At 39.2% G+C, this 19,313-nt stretch carries 16 protein-coding genes, 1 pseudogene and 1 riboswitch; of the genes and pseudogenes, 14 read left to right on the top strand and 3 right to left on the bottom strand.

Features of this window, described 5'->3' with window-relative positions:
- Positions 1-6: 6 nt before the first annotated feature.
- The 5 genes from BMX18_RS01940 (at position 7) to BMX18_RS01920 (ending at position 3,996) form a co-directional block, all read left to right on the top strand.
- Positions 7-477 carry a cell wall elongation regulator TseB-like domain-containing protein gene (locus BMX18_RS01940; protein ID WP_093814857.1) on the top strand — a complete coding sequence of 157 codons (471 nt, stop codon included), beginning with the start codon at positions 7-9 and terminating at the stop codon, positions 475-477.
- Positions 474-1,655 carry a pyridoxal phosphate-dependent aminotransferase gene (locus BMX18_RS01935; RefSeq protein WP_093814855.1) on the top strand — a complete coding sequence of 394 codons (1,182 nt, stop codon included), beginning with the start codon at positions 474-476 and terminating at the stop codon, positions 1,653-1,655. Before BMX18_RS01940 ends, BMX18_RS01935 begins: the two co-directional genes overlap by 4 nt.
- A gap of 1 nt (position 1,656) precedes the next feature.
- Entirely contained in the window at positions 1,657-2,100 is a 444-nt protein-coding gene (locus tag BMX18_RS01930; RefSeq protein ID WP_093814853.1) for a protease inhibitor I42 family protein, read from the top strand.
- Positions 2,101-2,118: 18 nt separating this feature from the next.
- Positions 2,119-3,465 (top strand): asparagine--tRNA ligase, encoded by a 1,347-nt coding sequence (gene asnS / locus BMX18_RS01925; protein WP_039696562.1) that lies wholly within the window; start codon positions 2,119-2,121, stop codon positions 3,463-3,465.
- Positions 3,466-3,711: 246 nt separating this feature from the next.
- Positions 3,712-3,996, top strand: a complete 285-nt coding sequence (locus BMX18_RS01920; RefSeq protein WP_074560653.1) for a hypothetical protein — start codon at positions 3,712-3,714, stop codon at positions 3,994-3,996.
- A 36-nt stretch (positions 3,997-4,032) separates the two neighbouring features.
- Here the strand turns inward: BMX18_RS01920 and BMX18_RS01915 are convergent, their stop codons facing one another.
- Both BMX18_RS01915 and BMX18_RS01910 read right to left on the bottom strand, forming a co-directional pair.
- Positions 4,033-4,590: a LytS/YhcK type 5TM receptor domain-containing protein gene (locus BMX18_RS01915; RefSeq protein WP_074965162.1), complete on the bottom strand. Its 558-nt coding sequence runs from the start codon at positions 4,588-4,590 to the stop codon at positions 4,033-4,035.
- 3 nt (positions 4,591-4,593) lie between these two features.
- A complete protein-coding gene (locus BMX18_RS01910) occupies positions 4,594-5,577 on the bottom strand; it encodes a nucleoside hydrolase (RefSeq protein WP_074626445.1) in 984 nt (327 codons plus the stop codon).
- 109 nt (positions 5,578-5,686) lie between these two features.
- A riboswitch (PreQ1 riboswitch) is annotated at positions 5,687-5,730 on the bottom strand.
- Positions 5,731-5,886: 156 nt separating this feature from the next.
- Here BMX18_RS01910 and BMX18_RS01905 point away from each other — a divergent pair.
- A complete protein-coding gene (locus tag BMX18_RS01905) occupies positions 5,887-6,267 on the top strand; it encodes a RidA family protein (RefSeq protein WP_006532694.1) in 381 nt (126 codons plus the stop codon).
- A gap of 77 nt (positions 6,268-6,344) precedes the next feature.
- Here BMX18_RS01905 and BMX18_RS09550 read toward each other — a convergent pair.
- Positions 6,345-10,715 (bottom strand): annotated as a pseudogene (locus tag BMX18_RS09550) (acyl-CoA dehydratase activase-related protein).
- 296 nt (positions 10,716-11,011) lie between these two features.
- Between BMX18_RS09550 and BMX18_RS01890 the strand changes: the two are divergent.
- From BMX18_RS01890 to BMX18_RS01855, 8 genes are all read left to right on the top strand, one after another.
- The gene (locus BMX18_RS01890; RefSeq protein WP_039696567.1) at positions 11,012-11,623 is read left to right on the top strand and encodes a TetR/AcrR family transcriptional regulator; all 612 of its coding nucleotides are present in this window, start codon (positions 11,012-11,014) and stop codon (positions 11,621-11,623) included.
- A gap of 72 nt (positions 11,624-11,695) precedes the next feature.
- Positions 11,696-12,466, top strand: coding sequence for a DUF1003 domain-containing protein (locus tag BMX18_RS01885; protein WP_093814849.1), 771 nt, complete (start codon positions 11,696-11,698; stop codon positions 12,464-12,466).
- On the top strand, positions 12,459-13,349 hold the full coding sequence (rapZ, locus tag BMX18_RS01880; protein ID WP_093814847.1) for an RNase adapter RapZ: 891 nt from the start codon (positions 12,459-12,461) through the stop codon (positions 13,347-13,349). The genes BMX18_RS01885 and rapZ overlap by 8 nt, the downstream gene beginning before the upstream one ends.
- The gene (locus BMX18_RS01875; protein WP_074560648.1) at positions 13,346-14,323 is read left to right on the top strand and encodes a YvcK family protein; all 978 of its coding nucleotides are present in this window, start codon (positions 13,346-13,348) and stop codon (positions 14,321-14,323) included. The genes rapZ and BMX18_RS01875 overlap by 4 nt, the downstream gene beginning before the upstream one ends.
- The gene (gene whiA / locus BMX18_RS01870) at positions 14,320-15,231 is read left to right on the top strand and encodes a DNA-binding protein WhiA (RefSeq protein ID WP_074560647.1); all 912 of its coding nucleotides are present in this window, start codon (positions 14,320-14,322) and stop codon (positions 15,229-15,231) included. The genes BMX18_RS01875 and whiA overlap by 4 nt, the downstream gene beginning before the upstream one ends.
- A gap of 24 nt (positions 15,232-15,255) precedes the next feature.
- Positions 15,256-16,653: a C69 family dipeptidase gene (locus BMX18_RS01865; protein ID WP_093814845.1), complete on the top strand. Its 1,398-nt coding sequence runs from the start codon at positions 15,256-15,258 to the stop codon at positions 16,651-16,653.
- A gap of 135 nt (positions 16,654-16,788) precedes the next feature.
- Positions 16,789-18,309: a zinc ABC transporter substrate-binding protein AdcA gene (locus tag BMX18_RS01860; RefSeq protein ID WP_093814843.1), complete on the top strand. Its 1,521-nt coding sequence runs from the start codon at positions 16,789-16,791 to the stop codon at positions 18,307-18,309.
- Positions 18,310-18,460: 151 nt separating this feature from the next.
- A complete protein-coding gene (locus tag BMX18_RS01855) occupies positions 18,461-19,219 on the top strand; it encodes a glucosaminidase domain-containing protein (RefSeq protein ID WP_074868064.1) in 759 nt (252 codons plus the stop codon).
- Positions 19,220-19,313: the final 94 nt, after the last annotated feature.

Genomic DNA, 19,313 nt, shown 5'->3' with positions numbered 1-19,313 from the left:
AAGTAAATGAAAAAATTAACACCAGTAAAACAGTATTTACTTGGTTTTAGCTTGATTTTATTAGTTCTCTTGCTTTCTGCTGCGACTGTTTTGGATTTAGCGATTCAGCCAAAACGAAGAGCAGAAAAACTGGCGACCCAAGTAGCCATTGAAAAAGCTGATTTAGTTCAAACGTCTTCTGTTGACCTTTACAATGGTTCTAAGACATACTATAGTGTTTTTGGAACGACAGCATCAGGTGATCAGAAGATTGTTGCTGTAGGTGAAGACAATGGTAAGGTATTTGTTTATTCTGTAAACGATGGGATTAGTCGTAAACAAGCTGAGCAAGTAGCTGCAGCAAATGGGGCGACTGGTATTTCAAGAGTTGTTTATGGAATTGATGGCAAGACCCCAATTTGGGAAGTCACAGCTACTGATGGTTATTATCTTGTGAATTTTGAAACAAGTGAGCTCGTGAAGAAGGAGGGCATATGACAAACTTATCAAATCGCGTGTTGAACATGGAAGAAAGTGTGACTTTAGCAGCGAGTGCGCGTGCCAAAGCCTTGAAAGCGCAAGGACGTGATATTTTATCACTAACTTTAGGAGAACCAGATTTTGTAACTCCTAAGAATATCCAAGATGCAGCAGTTGAAGCTATTCAAAATGGTAAAGCAAGCTTCTACACTGTCGCTTCTGGTCTTCCAGAATTGAAGGATGCAATCAACAATTACATGGAAAATTTCTACGGTTATTCAGTTAATCGTAATCAAGTGGTTGTTGCAACAGGTGCTAAATACATTCTTTATACTTTCTTTACAACTGTTCTTAATCCAGGCGATGAGGTTATTATTCCAACACCATGTTGGGTGTCTTATGTCGATCAAGTTAAAATGGTTGATGGTGTTCCTGTAACAGTTGCGACAACTGAAGCAAATGACTTCAAAGCTACTGTAGAACAACTTGAAGCTGCTCGTACAGATAAAACAAAAGTTCTTTTATTGAATTCACCATCTAATCCAACTGGTATGATTTACAGCCGTGATGAATTAGAAGCAATTGGTAATTGGGCTGTTGAACACAATATCTTAATCTTGGCAGACGATATTTATGGTCGTTTGGTATATAATGGAAATGAATTCACACCAATTTCAACAATTTCTGAAGCTATCAGAAATCAAACAGTTGTTGTAAATGGTACTTCAAAAACTTATGCTATGACTGGTTGGCGTGTTGGTTTTGCGGTTGGTAATGAAGAAATCATCTCAGGTATGGCAAAAGTTATCAGCCAAACCACTTCAAACTTAACGGCAGTGTCACAATACGCAGCAATTGAAGCATTTACAGGTTCACAAGATTCTATTGAAGTTATGCGTAAGGCTTTCGAAGAACGTCTTAATACCATTTATCCATTGCTTTGCGAAGTTCCTGGTTTTGAAGTGATTAAACCTCAAGGTGCTTTCTATCTTTTCCCTAACGTGAAAAAAGCGATGGAAATGAAAGGCTTCACTGATGTGACTGCTTTTACAACAGCTATTCTTGAAGAGGCAGGAGTAGCTCTTGTTACTGGTGCTGGTTTCGGTGCTCCTGAGAATGTTCGTTTGAGCTATGCGACTGATATGGATACTTTGAAAGAAGCTGTAAGACGTTTGAAAGCATTCATGGAAAAATAAGATGTCCAAAAAACGAAAACTTATTATTGCATTAGTTGCTTTTTCAGGAATTGTTGCAGTTGGACTAGGCATTCATTTTAAACCAACTTCCCCAGAATTAACCAAACTGGGGGATTACTCGGTTACTTCCAAGGGCATGCGTTTTGAAATTGACTTGGCTAGCAATAGTACGACTGGTTATACTTGGACTGTTAGTGGCGTGGATAAGAATAACTGTAGTTTAGATGACATTGTTTATCAATCTTATCCAAGTAAAGATAATCGACTAGGTTCTTCTGGCTACAGTCGTGTCACAGGAAGAGTTAAAAAAGCTGGTCAGCAAGAATTTGATTTAACGTATTGTCAAGATTGGGACGGAGGTAAGAAAGAGATGGCTTACCACGTTACTATCAGTAGTTCAAAAACTAAAATTAATAAGATTAAACTGACAAAAGTGTCAGAGTAATATTTGAAAAGAGGAATTATGTCTAAAGATTACGTATCAATTATTGATGTTAAAGATCATGTTGGCGAAGAAGTCACAATCGGGGCTTGGGTAGCTAACAAATCAGGAAAAGGAAAAATTGCTTTCTTACAACTTCGTGACGGGACAGCATTCTTCCAAGCAGTTGCTTTCAAACCAAACTTTATCGAAAAATACGGTGAAGAAGAAGGAACTGAAAAATTCAACACAATTAAACACCTTAGCCAAGAAACTTCTATCCTTATCACTGGTATCGTAAAAGAAGATTCACGTTCAAAATTTGGTTACGAACTTGATGTGACTGACCTTAAAATCGTCGGTCATTCAGAAGATTACCCAATCACTCCAAAAGAACACGGTACTGATTTCTTGATGGATCACCGTCACTTGTGGTTGCGTTCACGTAAACAAATGGCTATCATGCAAATCCGTAACGCTATCATCTACGCTACATATGATTTCTTTGATAAAAATGGTTTCATCAAATTTGATAGCCCAATCTTGTCAGGAAACGCTGCTGAAGATTCAACAGAATTGTTTGAAACTGACTACTTTGGTACACCTGCTTACTTGAGCCAATCAGGTCAATTGTACCTTGAAGCTGGTGCTATGGCACTTGGTCGTGTCTTTGACTTTGGTCCTGTATTCCGTGCTGAAAAATCAAAAACTCGTCGTCACTTGACTGAGTTCTGGATGATGGATGCTGAATATTCATTCCTATCACACGAAGAATCTCTTGATCTTCAAGAAGCTTACGTTAAAGCACTTATCCAAGGTGTTCTTGACCGTGCTCCTCAAGCACTTGAAATCTTGGAACGTGATGTTGATTTGCTTAAAAAATACATTGCAGAACCATTCAAACGTGTTTCTTACGATGATGCTATCGATCTTCTTCAAGAACACGAAAATGATGAAGATGCTGATTACGAACACCTAGAACACGGTGATGACTTTGGTTCACCACACGAAACATGGATTTCAAACTACTTTGGTGTTCCAACATTCGTTATCAACTACCCAGCAAGCTTCAAAGCCTTCTACATGAAACCTGTTCCTGGTAACCCAGAACGCGTCTTGTGTGCTGACCTTCTTGCACCAGAAGGATACGGAGAAATCATCGGTGGTTCAGTCCGTGAAGATGACTATGACACACTTGTTGCTAAGATGGATGCTCTTGGTATGGATAAATCAGAATATGAATTCTACCTTGACCTTCGTAAATACGGTTCAGTGCCACACGCTGGATTCGGTATCGGTATCGAACGTATGGTAACATTCGTAGCTGGAACTAAACACATTCGTGAAGCTATTCCATTCCCACGTATGCTACACCGTATTAAACCTTAGAAAGTCGACCGCGACGCTTTTAGAATGAAAACGAAACTTTTTCATTCTAAAAGCTAGTTAGTCCTTTAGCTAAGTTCCAATAGGACTTAGCGTGTCAAATCAGCGAAGCGAAGTGAAGCGAGATTTGACTAAGGAGTAGTATTAAATCTTAATAAATAAAGATTATTAAAGCCTGAACTTTTGAGTTCAGGCTTTTTAAGTTTATTTAAGAAATGTTTGCTAGAATTTCTCTGAGAGGTGATTAACATGATAACTTATATCGCGAAAATTACCTTTTTTGATAAGACATTTTGTATTGCACTAGACCTAAAAAGGGTGTCACACCCGCTTCTAGAACAGATTAAACGACAAGTAGGTTTAGTTGAGCATGATTTACAAATCTGGCAAGAAGCTCTTTCAGATAGCTTTAAAAGCTTAGCAAGTGATACTTTCTTCAGTAAAACTTTTTTTATCCGAGCTTTGCAGGAACACTTTTCAGATTTAGGAAAGCACGAGGCAGTTGCTTCGATTACTTGCCAGACCTTGACATAAGTTAAAATCCCAGCCTAATTGGTTGGGATTTTTGTTTTAGTTTTTAGCAGTCATAAGGTTTGGTGCAAAAGTTTTAAGTGATTTGATGATAGCAAGCACCAAAGCAAGGCTAATAAGACGGTCAGCATAGTCAGTAATGGCTTGAACCAAAACTAAACTTGCTGTCATGTCAATGCCTAAGCCGTGAAGAATTTGTGCCAAGATGCCAGAACCACTTGAAGTAATACCATGGAAAAGAATGACTGTGATACTTGATGAAACAACTGTTCCAGGAAGTGAGACAAGTAAGCTTTTCCAGATTAAGTCTTTTGATTTGCTTGTTTCTTTAACTAAGAAACCTGTAATAAAAGCAGCTACGATAGCTACAGGTGCAAAGTAAATAGCAAAGATATCAGTCGTCATCCAGCTGATTAATGCGCTGACAATAGCAGCACCAGCACCAAGCCATGGTCCAAAGACAACAGCGACCAACAATGTTCCAATCATATCAAGGTAAATTGGCAGACGTAAGAATAAAGCGATATTTGCGCCAATATAGTTAATTGCAATGGCAATTGCCATAAAAGAAATGATACGAATTGATGAATTTTTCATAATTTAACTTTCTAACTTTAGATTTTTGAGATCATCTTGAATGATGTCTTTTTGTGCATCTAAAAGTACGGTTAGAAAATCTTCCCAGAATAGGCTTGGGTTAACCTGAGTCAAAATAGTACTGTTCTTAGGTTTGTGGTAAAAATCGTATTGATCGACGACAGTTTGCCCAATAGCGATGCCGTCAGTAACAACATCAGTGTAAGCCTCAAAACCTGAGCAGACCTCGCTGTTGACAAAGTAGGCCAATGCGAGAGGGTCATTAATCACACAGCCAATGATATGTTCGTATTCCCAGTGAAAATCAAAGTAAAAACGGGTAATCTTTGTGATGAATGCTGTCATTTCAGCGTTAATACGACTCATATATTCTAAATGATTTGGTGTTAAGACAATGTGGCGAGTGACGTCAAGCCCGACCATTTCGACTTTACGACCTAAGCGCTCAAAAGTGATTTGTGCAGCATGAGGGTCGCACCAGTAGTTGTATTCAGCAACAGGTGAACAATTGCCGTGTGATTTGAAATTTCCTCCCATGCTGACAAAACGGTGACAGTTTTCGCCGAGCTTAGGATTTAGTTCAAGAGCTTTTGCGATATTAGTTAAAGGACCAAGGGCAATGATAGAAGTATCTTTAGGGTCTTTAAAGTAATCGGCTAAGAATTGCTCTGCTGATTTTTCTTGAATATGAGGAGTGTGTTTGAGTTGGAAATTATTTTCGCCAAGCCCGTCCATACCATGAGTATCTTGGGCAGAAACGTAATCTCGTGTTAGCGGTGTACTAGCTCCTTGGTAGACAGGAACATCTAGTCGATCAAGCAGCTCTAGGCTTGTAAAAGTATTTTTTACTCCGAGATCTGTTGGACAATTTCCAGCGACGATGGTGATTGCTACGACTTCTAAATTTGGATGTTTAAGGGCATAAAGTAGTGCAAGTGTATCGTCGATACCAGGATCACAATCGATAATAATTTTTTGCTTAGTCATCCTTTCCTCCTTTCTTAAAAATATTTATAGAAAATAAAAAATGACCTTGTTTTCTAAAAAACAAAGCCACTCAAAAAAGACGCTCAACAAAGAGCAGTTCTCTATTTGTAGATAGCTAGTTTTTTATTCTGGGAGTTTTCGAACCAGTCCAAAAGTAGTACTTTTGATTATGCACGCCTTCTATTATATAAACAATTTGCTTTTTTGTAAATATTTGAAAATAAATGCATTTTTATTTATTAATATGTTTCAATTTTCAGAATATTTTGTTATAATAATCCTAATCTATTTGAGAGAAGGTGAAAATTTATGGCGAAAACAATTCACACGGACAAAGCGCCAGCAGCAATTGGTCCTTACGTTCAAGGAAAAGTTGTTGGTAACTTCCTTTTTGCTTCAGGTCAAGTTCCTTTGTCACCTGAAACTGGTGAAGTTATTGGGACAAGCATTCAAGAACAAACCAAACAAGTCCTTAAAAATATTTCTGCGATTTTAGCAGAAGCAGGTACTGATTTTGACCATGTGGTTAAAACGACATGTTTCTTAAGCGACATGGATGACTTTGTTCCATTTAATGAAGTTTATGCTACGGCTTTTAAAGCTGATTTCCCAGCGCGCTCTGCTGTTGAAGTTGCTCGTTTGCCAAAAGACGTCAAGGTAGAAATTGAAGTCATCGCTTATCTCGACTAGATGTTCTCTTAATATTATTTGACACGAAAAAAGTTCGCTACTCTCTCGGCGAACTTTTTTCTATTGCGTTAGATTGATTAATTTGCTTTTTGCATTTTTTTGGCGGTTGTCATCATCAAGCGGATACGGTTCAATTGGTTAACTTCTGATGAACCTGGGTCGTAATCGATTGGTGAGATATTGGCACCTTTGAATTGTCGGCGGAGTTCTTTTAGCATTCCTTTTCCGACGATGTGATTTGGAAGACAACCAAATGGTTGAAGACAAACGATATTTTTAACACCGTTATTTAGTAATTCAATCATTTCACCAGTCAAGAACCAACCTTCACCAGTGTGGTTACCGATTGAAACGACTTTTTCAGCACCTTTAGCGATGTCATAAATGGATTCGATTCCATCGAAACGCTCTGATTTTTCAAGAGCTTTGTTCATTGGCTTTTCAAGAAGATTGATGGCATCGATACCAAGTTTTGCTAGGCGTTTTGATTTTTGGCTCATATTGAGCTCATCAGCTTTCCAAATTTGGTTGAAGAGTGAGTAATTCATAAAGCCAATCAAGTCTGGAACAACGGCTTCCCCACCTTCATTTTCAATGATAGCGACAATATCGTTGTTGGCTGTTGGAGCGTATTTGACAAGGATTTCTCCGACTACCCCAACACGTGGTTTTTGACCAAAGTCGATGGTTTCAAGATTATCGAAGTCTTTAATGATTCGTTTCATGTTATGGTTGAATTCGAAGTAAGAGCCGGATTTGACATTCTTACGAGCGATTTCAAGCCATTTTTCGTATAAGGCATTGGCAGAACCTGGAACGGCTTCATAAGGACGAACGCGGTAGAGCACTCGTTCAAAAAGGTCACCATAAAGCACACTGATAAGTAGACGTTTTACAAATGGTAAAGTAATATTCCAACCAGGTGTTTCTTCGGTACCTTGATTTCCCATAGAAACAGAAACAACAGGAATTTGAGGATATCCGGCATCTTTTAGAGCTTTTCGTAAGAGTGGGATATAGTTTGTTGCACGGCAACCACCACCTGTTTGCGTCATCATGACGCTGGTATTGTCGAGATCGTATTTACCACTTTGAAGTGCTTCGAGCAATTGGCCGATAGTGATGATAGCTGGGTAGCAAGCATCGTTATGGACAAATTTTAGACCAACATCAACGGCTTTTCTGTCCATGGCTGGGAGAATCACAACGTTATAGCCAGCTTGTTTGAAGGCTTCTTCAATCAAACCATTTTGGTGAATTGGCGAAAGCATTGGCATGAGAAGGGTGTGTTTCTTTTTCATATCTTTTGTAAAGATAGGTTCTTTACTTTCTTCATCAGCTTGGCTGGTAAATTGTGGAGCTTGGTTGAAAATGTGACTGAGATTAGCTTTTTTAGCTTTCTTGTCACGTTCTTCAACGGCTGCTTTGAGGGAACGAAGACGAATACGGATAGCACCAAGGTTGCTTCCTTCGTCGATTTTTAAAACAGTGTAAAGCTTGTTGTGAGCTCGCATGATTTCTTCAACTTGGTCAGTTGTGACAGCATCAAGTCCGCAACCAAAGCTGTTTAATTGGACTAATTCAAGGTTAGGATTTTTAGAAACGACTTTAGCAGCAGCATAAAGTCGTGAGTGATAAACCCATTGGTTAACCACGCGCAAACCTGAAACTTCTTCAAGTCCAGCTACCATATCTTCTGTTAAAACGTGGAAACCTTCTTGGGTGATGATGTTAGCAATCCCGTGGTTGATTTCAGGGTCAAGGTGATATGGACGACCAGAAAGCACAATCGCTTTTTCATTGTTGAGGGCTAGCTTGCTAAGGAGCTCATCTGCCTTGTCTTGCAAATCTTTCTTGAAGTCAGCTAAGACTTGGTAACCATGTTCAACGGCTTCGCGAATATCAGCTTCTGTAATGTCATCATAATCAGCAAAGCTTTTGACAAGTGATTTGACAACAGATTCATGGTCGGCCAAGTTAACAAATGGATGGAAGTATTTGACCTCACCATTGCGGATAGGGTCCATGTTTTTTTCGATGACTTCTGGATAACTTTGGACGATTGGGCAGTTGTAGTGGTTAGGTGCTTTGCTATTTTCAATTTGTTCGTAAATGACACTAGGGTAGAAAATAGCATCTACTTTGCGGTCGATTAAACTTTGAATGTGACCGTGCACCATTTTGGCAGGGTAACAAACCGTATCACTTGGGATGGTTTCGATTCCCTTTTCAAATAAACGTTTGTCTGATTTTGGTGAGATTTGAACACGAAACTTCAAGTCAGTAAGGACCGTGTGCCAAAGTGGGTAATTTTCGTACATGTTGAGCACACGTGGAACTCCAACGACACCGTGGACAGCGTCACGTTTTGAGAGTGCTTTAAATTTAAAGAGTTTTTTATATTTGTAATCAACCAGATTTTCTTTTTGGTTGCTGCGGTCGAATTTGATTTTAGTTACTTTTTCAGCACCGCGTTCGCAGCGGTTACCAGTAACGAATTTTGAGCCGTCGTTGAAGATGGTAACAGTCAGTGCACAGTTATTTTCACACATGCCGCAACGAGTGAATTCTTTTTGAGTAGTAAATTGATCGAGTTCTTCAAGCCCCATCAAACTTGACTTAGTACGATTGGCTGTAAGTGATGTTTCAGTCATGCAATCCCTCCTTTACTGTACCGCGCTGACTTCAAGAGTAGCTTCTTGGTTGGCTAGTTCATCTTCGTATTTTTCTTTAGCGATAATAGCGCAGCCATAAGCTCCCATAAGTCCAGCAATGCTTGGTCGAACGACTTCGCGTTCGCTGACGAGTTCAAAGGCACGAAGAACAGCTTCATTGTAGAAAGTTCCTCCTTGAACAACGATTTTCTCACCCAAATCTTCGGGACGTTTTAATTTGATAACTTTGTAAAGGGCGTTTTTGATGACAGAGTATGAAAGCCCTGCTGAAATATCAGCAACCGTAGCCCCTTCTTTTTGAACTTGTTTTACCTTAGAGTTCATAAAGACTGTGCAGCGTGAGCCGAGGTCAACGGGGTGCTTGGCAAGAAGAGCAACTTTGGCAAAATCTTTGACATCGTATTTAAGAGATTTGGCAAAGGTTTCAATAAATGAGCCGCAACCTGAAGAGCAAGCTTCGTTTAGTTGGATACTCGATAAAGCGCCATCGCGAACACTCATGGCTTTCATATCTTGACCACCAATATCAAGGATAAAATCAACTCCTGGGTTGAAGTAGTTAGCTGCTTTAAAGTGAGCAACGGTTTCAACTTCACCGTAGTCAACGTGAAGAGCAGCTTTAATCAAATTTTCACCATATCCAGTCACGCAAGAACGAGCAATGAAAGCATCTTCTGGCAATTGGTGATAAAGTTCTTTTAGGATGGCAATGACATTTTCAAGAGGTTGCCCTTGGTTATTGCCGTAGTGTTGGAATAAAATAGCTCCTTTAGGATCTGTGAGGACAACTTTTGAAGTGGTTGATCCTGCATCGATACCAAGGAAAAGAGGCCCAGAAGCAGTGGTAATGTCTTTGTATTCAACGCTAGCTTCATCGTGACGGGCGCGCCAAGCATCCAGTTCAGCTTGATCTTTGAAAAGAACATCAAGAGTATTTTTAGGAACTAGGGATTTTGAAGTATTATTTTCTAAATTATGAATGATTCCAGATAAGTTGATTTGGGTTTGATTCTCATCAAGAGCAGCTCCCATGGCAACGAAAAGTTGTGGATTTTCAGGGAAAATCACATGTTCTGGTTTGATATCAAGGGTTTCGATGAAACGCTTACGAAGTTCACTCATAAAAAAGAGCGGTCCACCAAGAAAGGCGATGTTTCCAGTGATTTTACGCCCAGAAGCTAATCCAGCAATGGTTTGATTGACAACAGCTTGGAAAATCGAAGCTGCAATGTCTTCTTTTCTGGCCCCTTCATTAATTAAGGGTTGGACGTCAGTTTTAGCAAATACCCCACAACGACTGGCAATTGGGTAAATGGTTTCGTAACCTTTGGCAAGTTCATTGACCCCGTTGGCGTCTGTTTTTAACAGTCCAGCCATTTGGTCGATGAAAGCTCCTGTACCGCCGGCACATGTTCCGTTCATGCGTTGTTCAAGAGTATCGCCAAAGAAGGTCATTTTGGCATCTTCACCACCAAGTTCGATTACTACATCAGTTTGTGGAATGAATTTTTCAACGGTAGTAGTCGCAGCAATAACTTCTTGGACGAAAGGAATTTCAGCCACATCAGCTAAGCCCATACCCCCAGAACCAGTAATGGCAATACTGACAGTTTGGTCGCCAATTTCAGAAATAGCTTCATTTAAAACCTTGATAGTTGCTGTTTTGACGTCTGAAAAGTGACGCTCATAACGTGAAAATAGTAACTGATAATTATCGTCGAAAATGACAACTTTAACAGTGGTCGATCCGACATCTATACCTGCTTTATACATTAATAAAAAACCTAAAAGTGTTAGAAGGTAGTAGATAAATATCATTCCTAAAAATGACTCATTATCTAGCAACGAATAATGTAGTTACGTCGACAGTTCTTTAACACTATTTCAATCCTTTCTTACTTATCTCACACGCTGTTAATGTCACAACAGAATGTTGCTTATTCAACAGAGTGTTTGTTATAATAGTATTATAAAACACTCATTGTCAATTGCAATCGCTAATTTTTTAACTTGTGTTGTTTAAGCAACACATTCCCGACAATCTGTTGTTTATCTCGGAGGAATAGCTCATGAAACTTACTGATATTCGTTATTTGAGAACAGAAAAATTGATTTTTGATGCCTTTGCCAAACTTCTCAGCGAGAAACCTTATGAGAAAATTACAGTGCAAGATATTGCTGATGAGGCCATGATTAATCGTGCCACTTTTTATGCGCACTATGCTGATAAAGATGACCTTCAAAAAGGTATTCAACAACAAGTTCTAGAGCAAATGTCTGACATGATTGATGCAGCACAGATTACAAACGGTGAACGTGTAAAAGTTAAGCGAGCTGAGAAACTTTTAACGGAGTTTTATCATGGATTGGAAAAAAATGCTGCGATTGCTAAAATTGTTCTAAAAAGCATCTCTCAGGAAGTTATGCAAGAAGAATTTGGAAGTTTGGTACATGAAAAATACGACCATTTGCTTGCAAAACTAAATGTCACTGAATCTGGCGAGCAAGTGCCAACAGAATTTATCGTGGCCTATCTGACCAGTATTTTTTCAGGGACTTTACTTTGGTGGATTAAGTCAAATTTTTCAATGCCAGCAAAAGAATTAGCCCGCTTGGTTTTGACCTTGGTTAGTAACGGGCACCTTACCGTTATGGGTGTCATCATCGACCGAGAAGATTAGTAGAAAAGAGCTGAGAAGTCAGCTTTTTTGTTTTATTTCTGGTATAATGGAACAGACAGAAAGAAGGATCTTATGAGTCAAAAACAGCTAATGCAAGATAGCATTGATCATCGCGATTATCCAATTGAAGAGGGAGTTATCATCGATTCTCTGGATATTAGATTACAAGAGATTATCAAAAAGCAGCATCCTGATATTGCTAGTGGTGCCTTTATTAGCCATAAGAATCTGACTTATTACCGTCTTCTTTTTTTAGAGGAGATTATCGATAAAGCTAATCGTAAAAATGACTACGTCCGTGAAGCTGTCTACGACGCGACTAAGCACCAAGGTTATACAGCTTTAGATGTCCAAGACCAATTGGACAGAAAGATCACATTTGGACAAAAAATTGCGGATGATGTGGCTCGTTTTGGTGGGTCTTGGACCTTTATTATTACCTTCATCTGCTTTATGGGAGTTTGGATGGCTTTGAATGTTTTGAAACCTTTTGGAATTGTATTTGACAAATATCCTTTTATTTTGTTAAATCTTGCCTTATCAACTTTAGCAGCTGTTCAAGCGCCATTAATTATGATGAGTCAAAATCGAGCTTCTGACTATGATCGCCTGCAAGCTAAGAATGATTACAATGTTAACAAGGTATCAGAAGAAGGCATTCGATTGTTACATACAAAATTGGATCACTTAGTTCAGCAAGATCAGTCGGATTTACTAGAAATTCAGAAATTACAAACGGAAATGTTAGCTTCTTTGACAAAACAACTAGTGAGTATGCAGGAAGAACAGGCACGTTTAGTGGGGCAAATTGAAAAAATGAGAAGGAGCGAAGAAAATGTCTGATAAAGAGATTAACTTAGTTATTGTAACTGGGATGAGCGGTGCTGGTAAGACAGTTGCCATTCAATCCTTTGAAGATTTAGGGTATTTTACCATCGATAACATGCCACCGACTTTGGTGCCAAAATTTATTGAATTAGTTGAAAAAACAAGTGACAATAATCGTGTTGCTCTTGTGGTGGACATGCGTAGTCGTCTTTTCTTCAACGAAATTACTTCTGTTTTAGATAAAATTGATTCAAATCCAAAAATTGACTTCAAGATTCTTTTCTTGGATGCAACAGATGGCGAACTGGTAGCTCGTTATAAAGAAACACGTCGCAGTCACCCATTGGCAGCTGATGGACGTATTTTAGATGGAATCAAGTTAGAACGTGAGTTGCTTGCACCTTTGAAAAACTTGAGCCAAAATGTGGTTGATACAACAGAATTAACCCCTCGTCAATTGCGTAAGACAATTTCTGAACAATTTTCAAGTGATGAAAATCAAGCTTCATTTCGTATTGAAGTCATGAGTTTTGGTTTCAAATATGGCTTGCCACTCGATGCAGACTTGGTATTTGACGTACGTTTCTTGCCAAATCCATACTACAAACCAGAACTTCGCAATCAAACAGGTCTTGAAAAAGATGTTTATGATTATGTCATGAATCATGAGGAATCAGAAAATTTCTACCAACATTTGATTGGCCTCATTAAACCTATTTTGCCAGGCTACAAAAAAGAAGGAAAATCTGTATTGACCATTGCTATTGGGTGTACAGGTGGTCAACACCGAAGTGTTGCCTTTGCTCATCGCTTAGCTGAAGAGTTAAAAGCGGATTGGGTGGTTAATGAAACCCACCGCGATAAAAATCGTCGCAAGGAGACTGTGAACCGTTCATGAGAAAACCTAAAATTACCGTTATCGGTGGAGGAACAGGGATTCCCGTCATTTTAAATAGTTTGAGACACGAAGAGGTCGATATTACAGCCATCGTAACGGTTGCTGATGATGGAGGCAGTTCAGGAGCCCTGCGTTCGGTTATGCAATTGACACCACCAGGAGACCTTAGGAATGTCCTCGTGGCTATGAGTGATATGCCTAAGTTTTACGAAAAAGTCTTTCAATATCGCTTTGCGCAAGGAGACGGTCCGCTTGCTGGCCACCCTCTTGGAAATCTTATCATTTCAGGAATCGCTGAAATGGAAGGTTCTACTTACAGCGCTATGCAGATTTTGACAAAATTTTTTCACGTTACTGGGAAAATTTACCCAGCAAGTGAAAATCCATTAACCTTGCATGCTGTTTTTAAAGATGGCTATGAAGTCGCTGGTGAGAGCCATATCGCTGGTTATCAAGGAATGATTGACCATGTTTATGTGACCAATACTTACAATGACGACGAACCAACTGCCAGTCGAAAAGTAGTTGATGCAATCATGGATAGTGACATGATTGTTCTTGGACCTGGTTCTTTGTTTACTTCGATTTTGCCAAACTTGGTTATTCCTGAAATCAAGCAGGCACTTATTGATACCAAAGCTGAGGTTGCTTACGTTTGTAACATCATGACGCAATATGGTGAAACCGAACATTTCACAGATGCTGACCACGTCGAAGTGCTCAACCGTCATCTTGGCAAAGACGTTATTGATACGGTTCTCGTCAACATTCAAAAAGTGCCGCAAGATTACATGGACCACAATAAATTTGATGAGTATTTGGTTCAAGTTGAGCATGATTTTGCAGGGCTTCGTAAGCAAGTCAAACGAGTGATTTCATCTGATTTTCTTCGTTTGGAAAATGGCGGAGCTTTTCACAATGGCGACTATGTCGTTGAAGAATTAATGAACCTTGTGAGGGTGAAGAAGCGATGAGTTTTACAGTAAAAGTTAAAGAAGAATTGTTGAATTTATCGCGATTTGATAAGAGTGAATTATCAGCTATTATCAAAATGTCAGGAAGCCTCGGCTTAACAGGTGCTGGACTGACCTTGTCAATCACAACAGAAAATGCCAAGGTAGCCCGTCATATCTATGAACTGATTGAAACGATTTATCAGGTTCAGCCTGAAATCAAGTATCATCAAAAGACTAATTTGCGAAAAAATCGTGTTTACACCGTTTTTGTCGCTGCAAATGTCAGAGAGATTTTGAACGATTTGCAGCTGGCTGACTCTTTCTTCGGGATTGAAATGGGGATTACCCCAAGCATCCTGGAAGATGATGACAAGGGACGTGCTTATCTGCGTGGTGCTTTCTTGGCGACTGGAACCATTCGTGATCCAGAATCAGGAAAATATCAGCTGGAAATCTTTTCCGTTTATCAAGACCACGCCGAAGATTTGGCAAACTTGATGCGAAAATTTATCCTTGATGCCAAGGTTATTGAACATAAAAATGGAGCAGTGACCTATTTGCAAAAGGCTGAAGATATCATGGATTTCTTGATTGTCATCGGAGCGATGGAATGTAAAGAAAGCTTTGAAGAAGTTAAGATTATGCGTGAGACGCGCAATGACGTCAACCGTGCCAATAATGCGGAAACAGCTAACATTGCAAAAACCGTGACAGCTAGTATGAAGACTATCAATAATATCATTAAAATTATGGATACCGTTGGACTTGAGACCTTACCAATTGAATTGCAACAAGTGGCTAAGATTCGTGTAGAAAATCCTGATTACTCGATTCAGCAAATCGCAGACCACTTGGAAGGAACCTTGACCAAGAGCGGTGTTAATCATCGATTGCGTAAAATCAATAAAATTGCAAATGAATTATAGAAAAAAATAAGGAGAGAGTTTATTATGGCATGTACAACTATATTGGTCGGTAAAAAAGCGTCATATGATGGTTCAACCATCATTGCTCGAACTGAAGATTCACAAAGTGGTGATTTCACACCGAAACAATTTATCGTGGTTAACCCAGAAGCCCAACCACGTCATTACAAATCAGTTCTGTCTTCATTTGAGATTGACCTGCCAGACAACCCAATGCGCTACACATCAGTGCCAGATGCTTTGCGTAAAGATGGTATCTGGGGAGAAGCTGGTATCAACGAAGCCAATGTTGCTATGAGTGAGACAGAAACTATCACGACAAATGCGCGTGTCTTGGGTGCTGACCCGCTTGTTGAATCTGGTATTGGTGAAGAAGATATGCTAACATTGGTGCTTCCATATGTTCGCACAGCGCGTGAAGGGGTAGAGCGCCTTGGTGCTATCCTAGAAGAATACGGAACATACGAATCAAATGGTGTGGCTATTTCAGACGTTGATGAAATTTGGTGGTTAGAAACTGTCGGTGGACACCACTGGATTGCTCGTCGTGTGCCAGATGATTGTTATGTCACAAATCCAAACCAACTTGGTATTGACCATTTTGAATTTAACAACCCTGATGATTACATGTACTCAAGTGACTTGCGTGAATTCATTGAGGATAATAATCTAGATTTGACTTACTCAAATGAACACTTCAATCCACGCTATGCTTTTGGTAGCCAACGTGATAAGGACCGCCACTACAACACACCACGTGCTTGGGCAATGCAACGTTTCTTGAATCCAGAAATCGAGCAAGACCCACGTAGTTTCTTTATTCCTTGGGCTCAAAAACCTTATCGTAAAGTCACTATCGAAGATGTCAAATACGTCTTGAGCAACCACTATCAAGATACTGAATTTGATCCATATGGTCCAGAAGGAAATGCTGTGACACAACGTACATTCCGTACAATTGGTATCAACCGCACAAGTCAAACAGCTATTCTTCAATTACGACCTGACCAACCACACGATACAACAGGTATCCAATGGTTGGCATACGGTTCAATGCCATTTGGAACAATGGTGCCATTCTTTACTCAAATTTCAACTACACCAGCTTATTTTGCAAATACTGCTGAAAATGTCTCAACTGATTCATTCTATTGGGCTAATCGCTTAATCGCAGCGGTTGCAGATCCACATTTCCACCAACACGAAGGCGATATTGAAGCTTATGTTGAGAAAACAATGGCAGCAGGACATGGCCGTATCAAACGTGTTGATGCCGCTTTAGCTAATGGCGAAAGCGTTGATTTTGATGCTGAAAACCAAGCGATGAGTGATTACATCCAAGAAGAAACACAAAAACTATTGAATAAAATCCTCTTTGATGCAAGTAACCTCATGACAAACCGCTTCTCAGTAAGCGACTAATAACGAATCCTCTGAATATTTTTCAGAGGATTTTTTGTATGAAAGCGAAAAAATTTACAAAAAAGCTTGCAAAAAGTTGAAAGTTCGACTATACTTTACTGGTAAACTATTAACTAGTTAAGAAAAGGAGCCGACATGAAGAAGAGATTTCTTTTATTGATAAATGTACTTGCACTTTTGCTTGTTTGGCAAGTTAGCCACATTAAGCAGGTTGCAGCGGATGACAAGATTAAAGTGGTGACAACTTTCTATCCTGTCTACGAATTTACTAAGGCTGTTTCTGGTGATACAGCTGATGTATCAATGCTGATTAAAGCAGGGACTGAACCACATGATTTTGAACCATCTACTAAAAATGTAGCTACGATTTCAGATGCTGATATGTTTGTCTACATGGATGATAGCATGGAAACATGGGTTAAGAAAGTCAAAAAATCAATTGATTCTGATAACCTAACTATCGTTCGAGCAAGTGGAGATATGCTTCTCATGGCTGGTACAGCTGAAGAAGAAGGCGAAGACCATGACGAGCATGAAGGACATAGTCATGAATATGACCCACATGTCTGGCTCTCACCAAAACGCGCGGTTACTTTGGTTGAAAATATCCGTGATGCTTTTGTTGCTAAATACCCTGATAAAGCTGATACTTTTAAAGCCAACAGCGCAGCTTACATTGAAAAACTCAATGACTTAGATAAAGCCTACACAGATGGACTTTCAAATGCTAAACAAAAAAGCTTCGTCACTCAGCATGCTGCTTTTGGTTATTTAGCACTTGATTACGGTTTGAATCAAATCTCGATTGCTGGAATTTCACCAGAAGTAGAACCTTCAGCAAAACGTATTGCAAGTCTTACAAAATACGTTAAAAAATACGATATCAAATACATTTACTTTGAAGAGAATGCGTCAAGTAAAGTTGCTGCAACGCTAGCAGATGAAGCTGGTGTAAAAACAAAAGTTTTAAATCCGCTAGAAAGCTTAACTAACAAACAAATCAAAGCTGGCGAAGATTACTTCTCAGTCATGAAAGAAAATCTGAAAGCTTTGAAATTGACAACTGACGTCAAAGGTAAAGAAATCAAAGCTGAAACAGATGATACCAAAACTGTTCAGCACGGCTATTTCAAAGATAAAGACGTTACTGATCGTAAATTAAGTGATTGGACAGGAAAATGGCAATCTGCTTACCCATACCTTCTTGATGGTACACTTGATCCTGTCTGGGATTATAAAGCCAAAGCTTCAAAAGGTGAACAAACTGCTCAAGAAGTAAAAGACTATTACACAAAAGGTTACCAAACGGACGTTGAACAAATCATCATTGATGGTAAGAAAAACAAAGTTACTTTTGTTCAAAATGGTGAAAAACACACCTACACTTACAAATACGTTGGTCACAAAATCTTGAAATACAAAAAAGGTAACCGTGGTGTTCGTTATCTTTTTGAAACAGATGACAAAGACGCTGGCGAATTCAAATACATTCAATTTAGCGACCACAATATCACCTCAACAGATGTTGAACATTTCCATCTTTTCTGGGGTAACAGTAGCCAAGACGAAATTCTAAAAGAAATGGAACATTGGCCAACTTACTTCCCAGCTAAAGAATCTGGTCAAGAAATTGCCCAACACCTTGTTGCTCACTAAAATAATGAAAGGTTTGAATCAAATGATTCAAGCCTTTTCTTTTTAAGGGAAGTGGTAAAAAGTTGATTTTTGAGAGCAGGAACTCGCGTTGCCAGCTTATGAAAACTTTGCTATAATTGGTTAAGATAGCACTTACATTTTAGGAGGCCACGTGAAAGACAAGCAAGTGACAAAATTCTTTTTAGCTTGTTCGACCTTAGTTACTTGTATAACATTGGGAATTAACCTCACTTTCAGACATGCAGCTCACGCTGTTATTGCTGAATCAGGACAAGTTTCCCCAACAGCGACAGCTGATTTTATTACAAGTATTGGCGAAACAGCTCGACAAATTGGTCAAGAAAGAAACCTTTATGCTTCAGTGATGATTGCTCAAGCTGTTTTAGAATCAAGTAGTGGCCAATCAGCACTTAGCCAAGAACCTTATTATAATTTCTTTGGGGTAAAAGGGGCTTATAATGGTAATTCAGTCGTCATGCAGACTTGGGAAGATGATGGCAGTGGAAACACTTATGAGATTGATCAAGCCTTTCGCTCATACAACAGCTTAGCAGATTCGCTCAATGACTATGCTAATTTATTAAGTTGGAATCTTTATGCGGATACTTGGAAGTCAAATACCTCTTCCTATCAAGATGCCACAGCAGCTCTGACTGGTCGTTATGCTACAGATACTGCTTACGCTGATAAGTTAAATGCCTTAATTGAGCAATACGGCTTAACAAGCTACGATGAGCCGTTGGTAAGCGATGAAGCTCAAGAAACTACCGAACAAGATAACCAAACTCAACAAACCAATCAAGCTACTGAAACCGTTAATCCGAACCACGTTTGGAACAAATACCGCGGTTCATACACTAGTTCAGATATTCTAGCAGAAGACGAAGCTTGGTTAGCTTATATTAGATAAAAAGAGCGTAAGCTCTTTTTTTTGTTGCCCCATTTACGGAAAAACAAAAAAGCCATTTCGATTGCTCGAAATGACTTCTTGTAGTAAATGCGAT

The sequence above is a fragment of the Streptococcus sp. 45 genome (assembly GCF_900108865.1).
Classification (GTDB): domain Bacteria; phylum Bacillota; class Bacilli; order Lactobacillales; family Streptococcaceae; genus Streptococcus; species Streptococcus ruminicola.
Note: the sequence above shows the minus strand (reverse complement) of the source record. Positions and strands in the feature narration are given on the sequence as shown.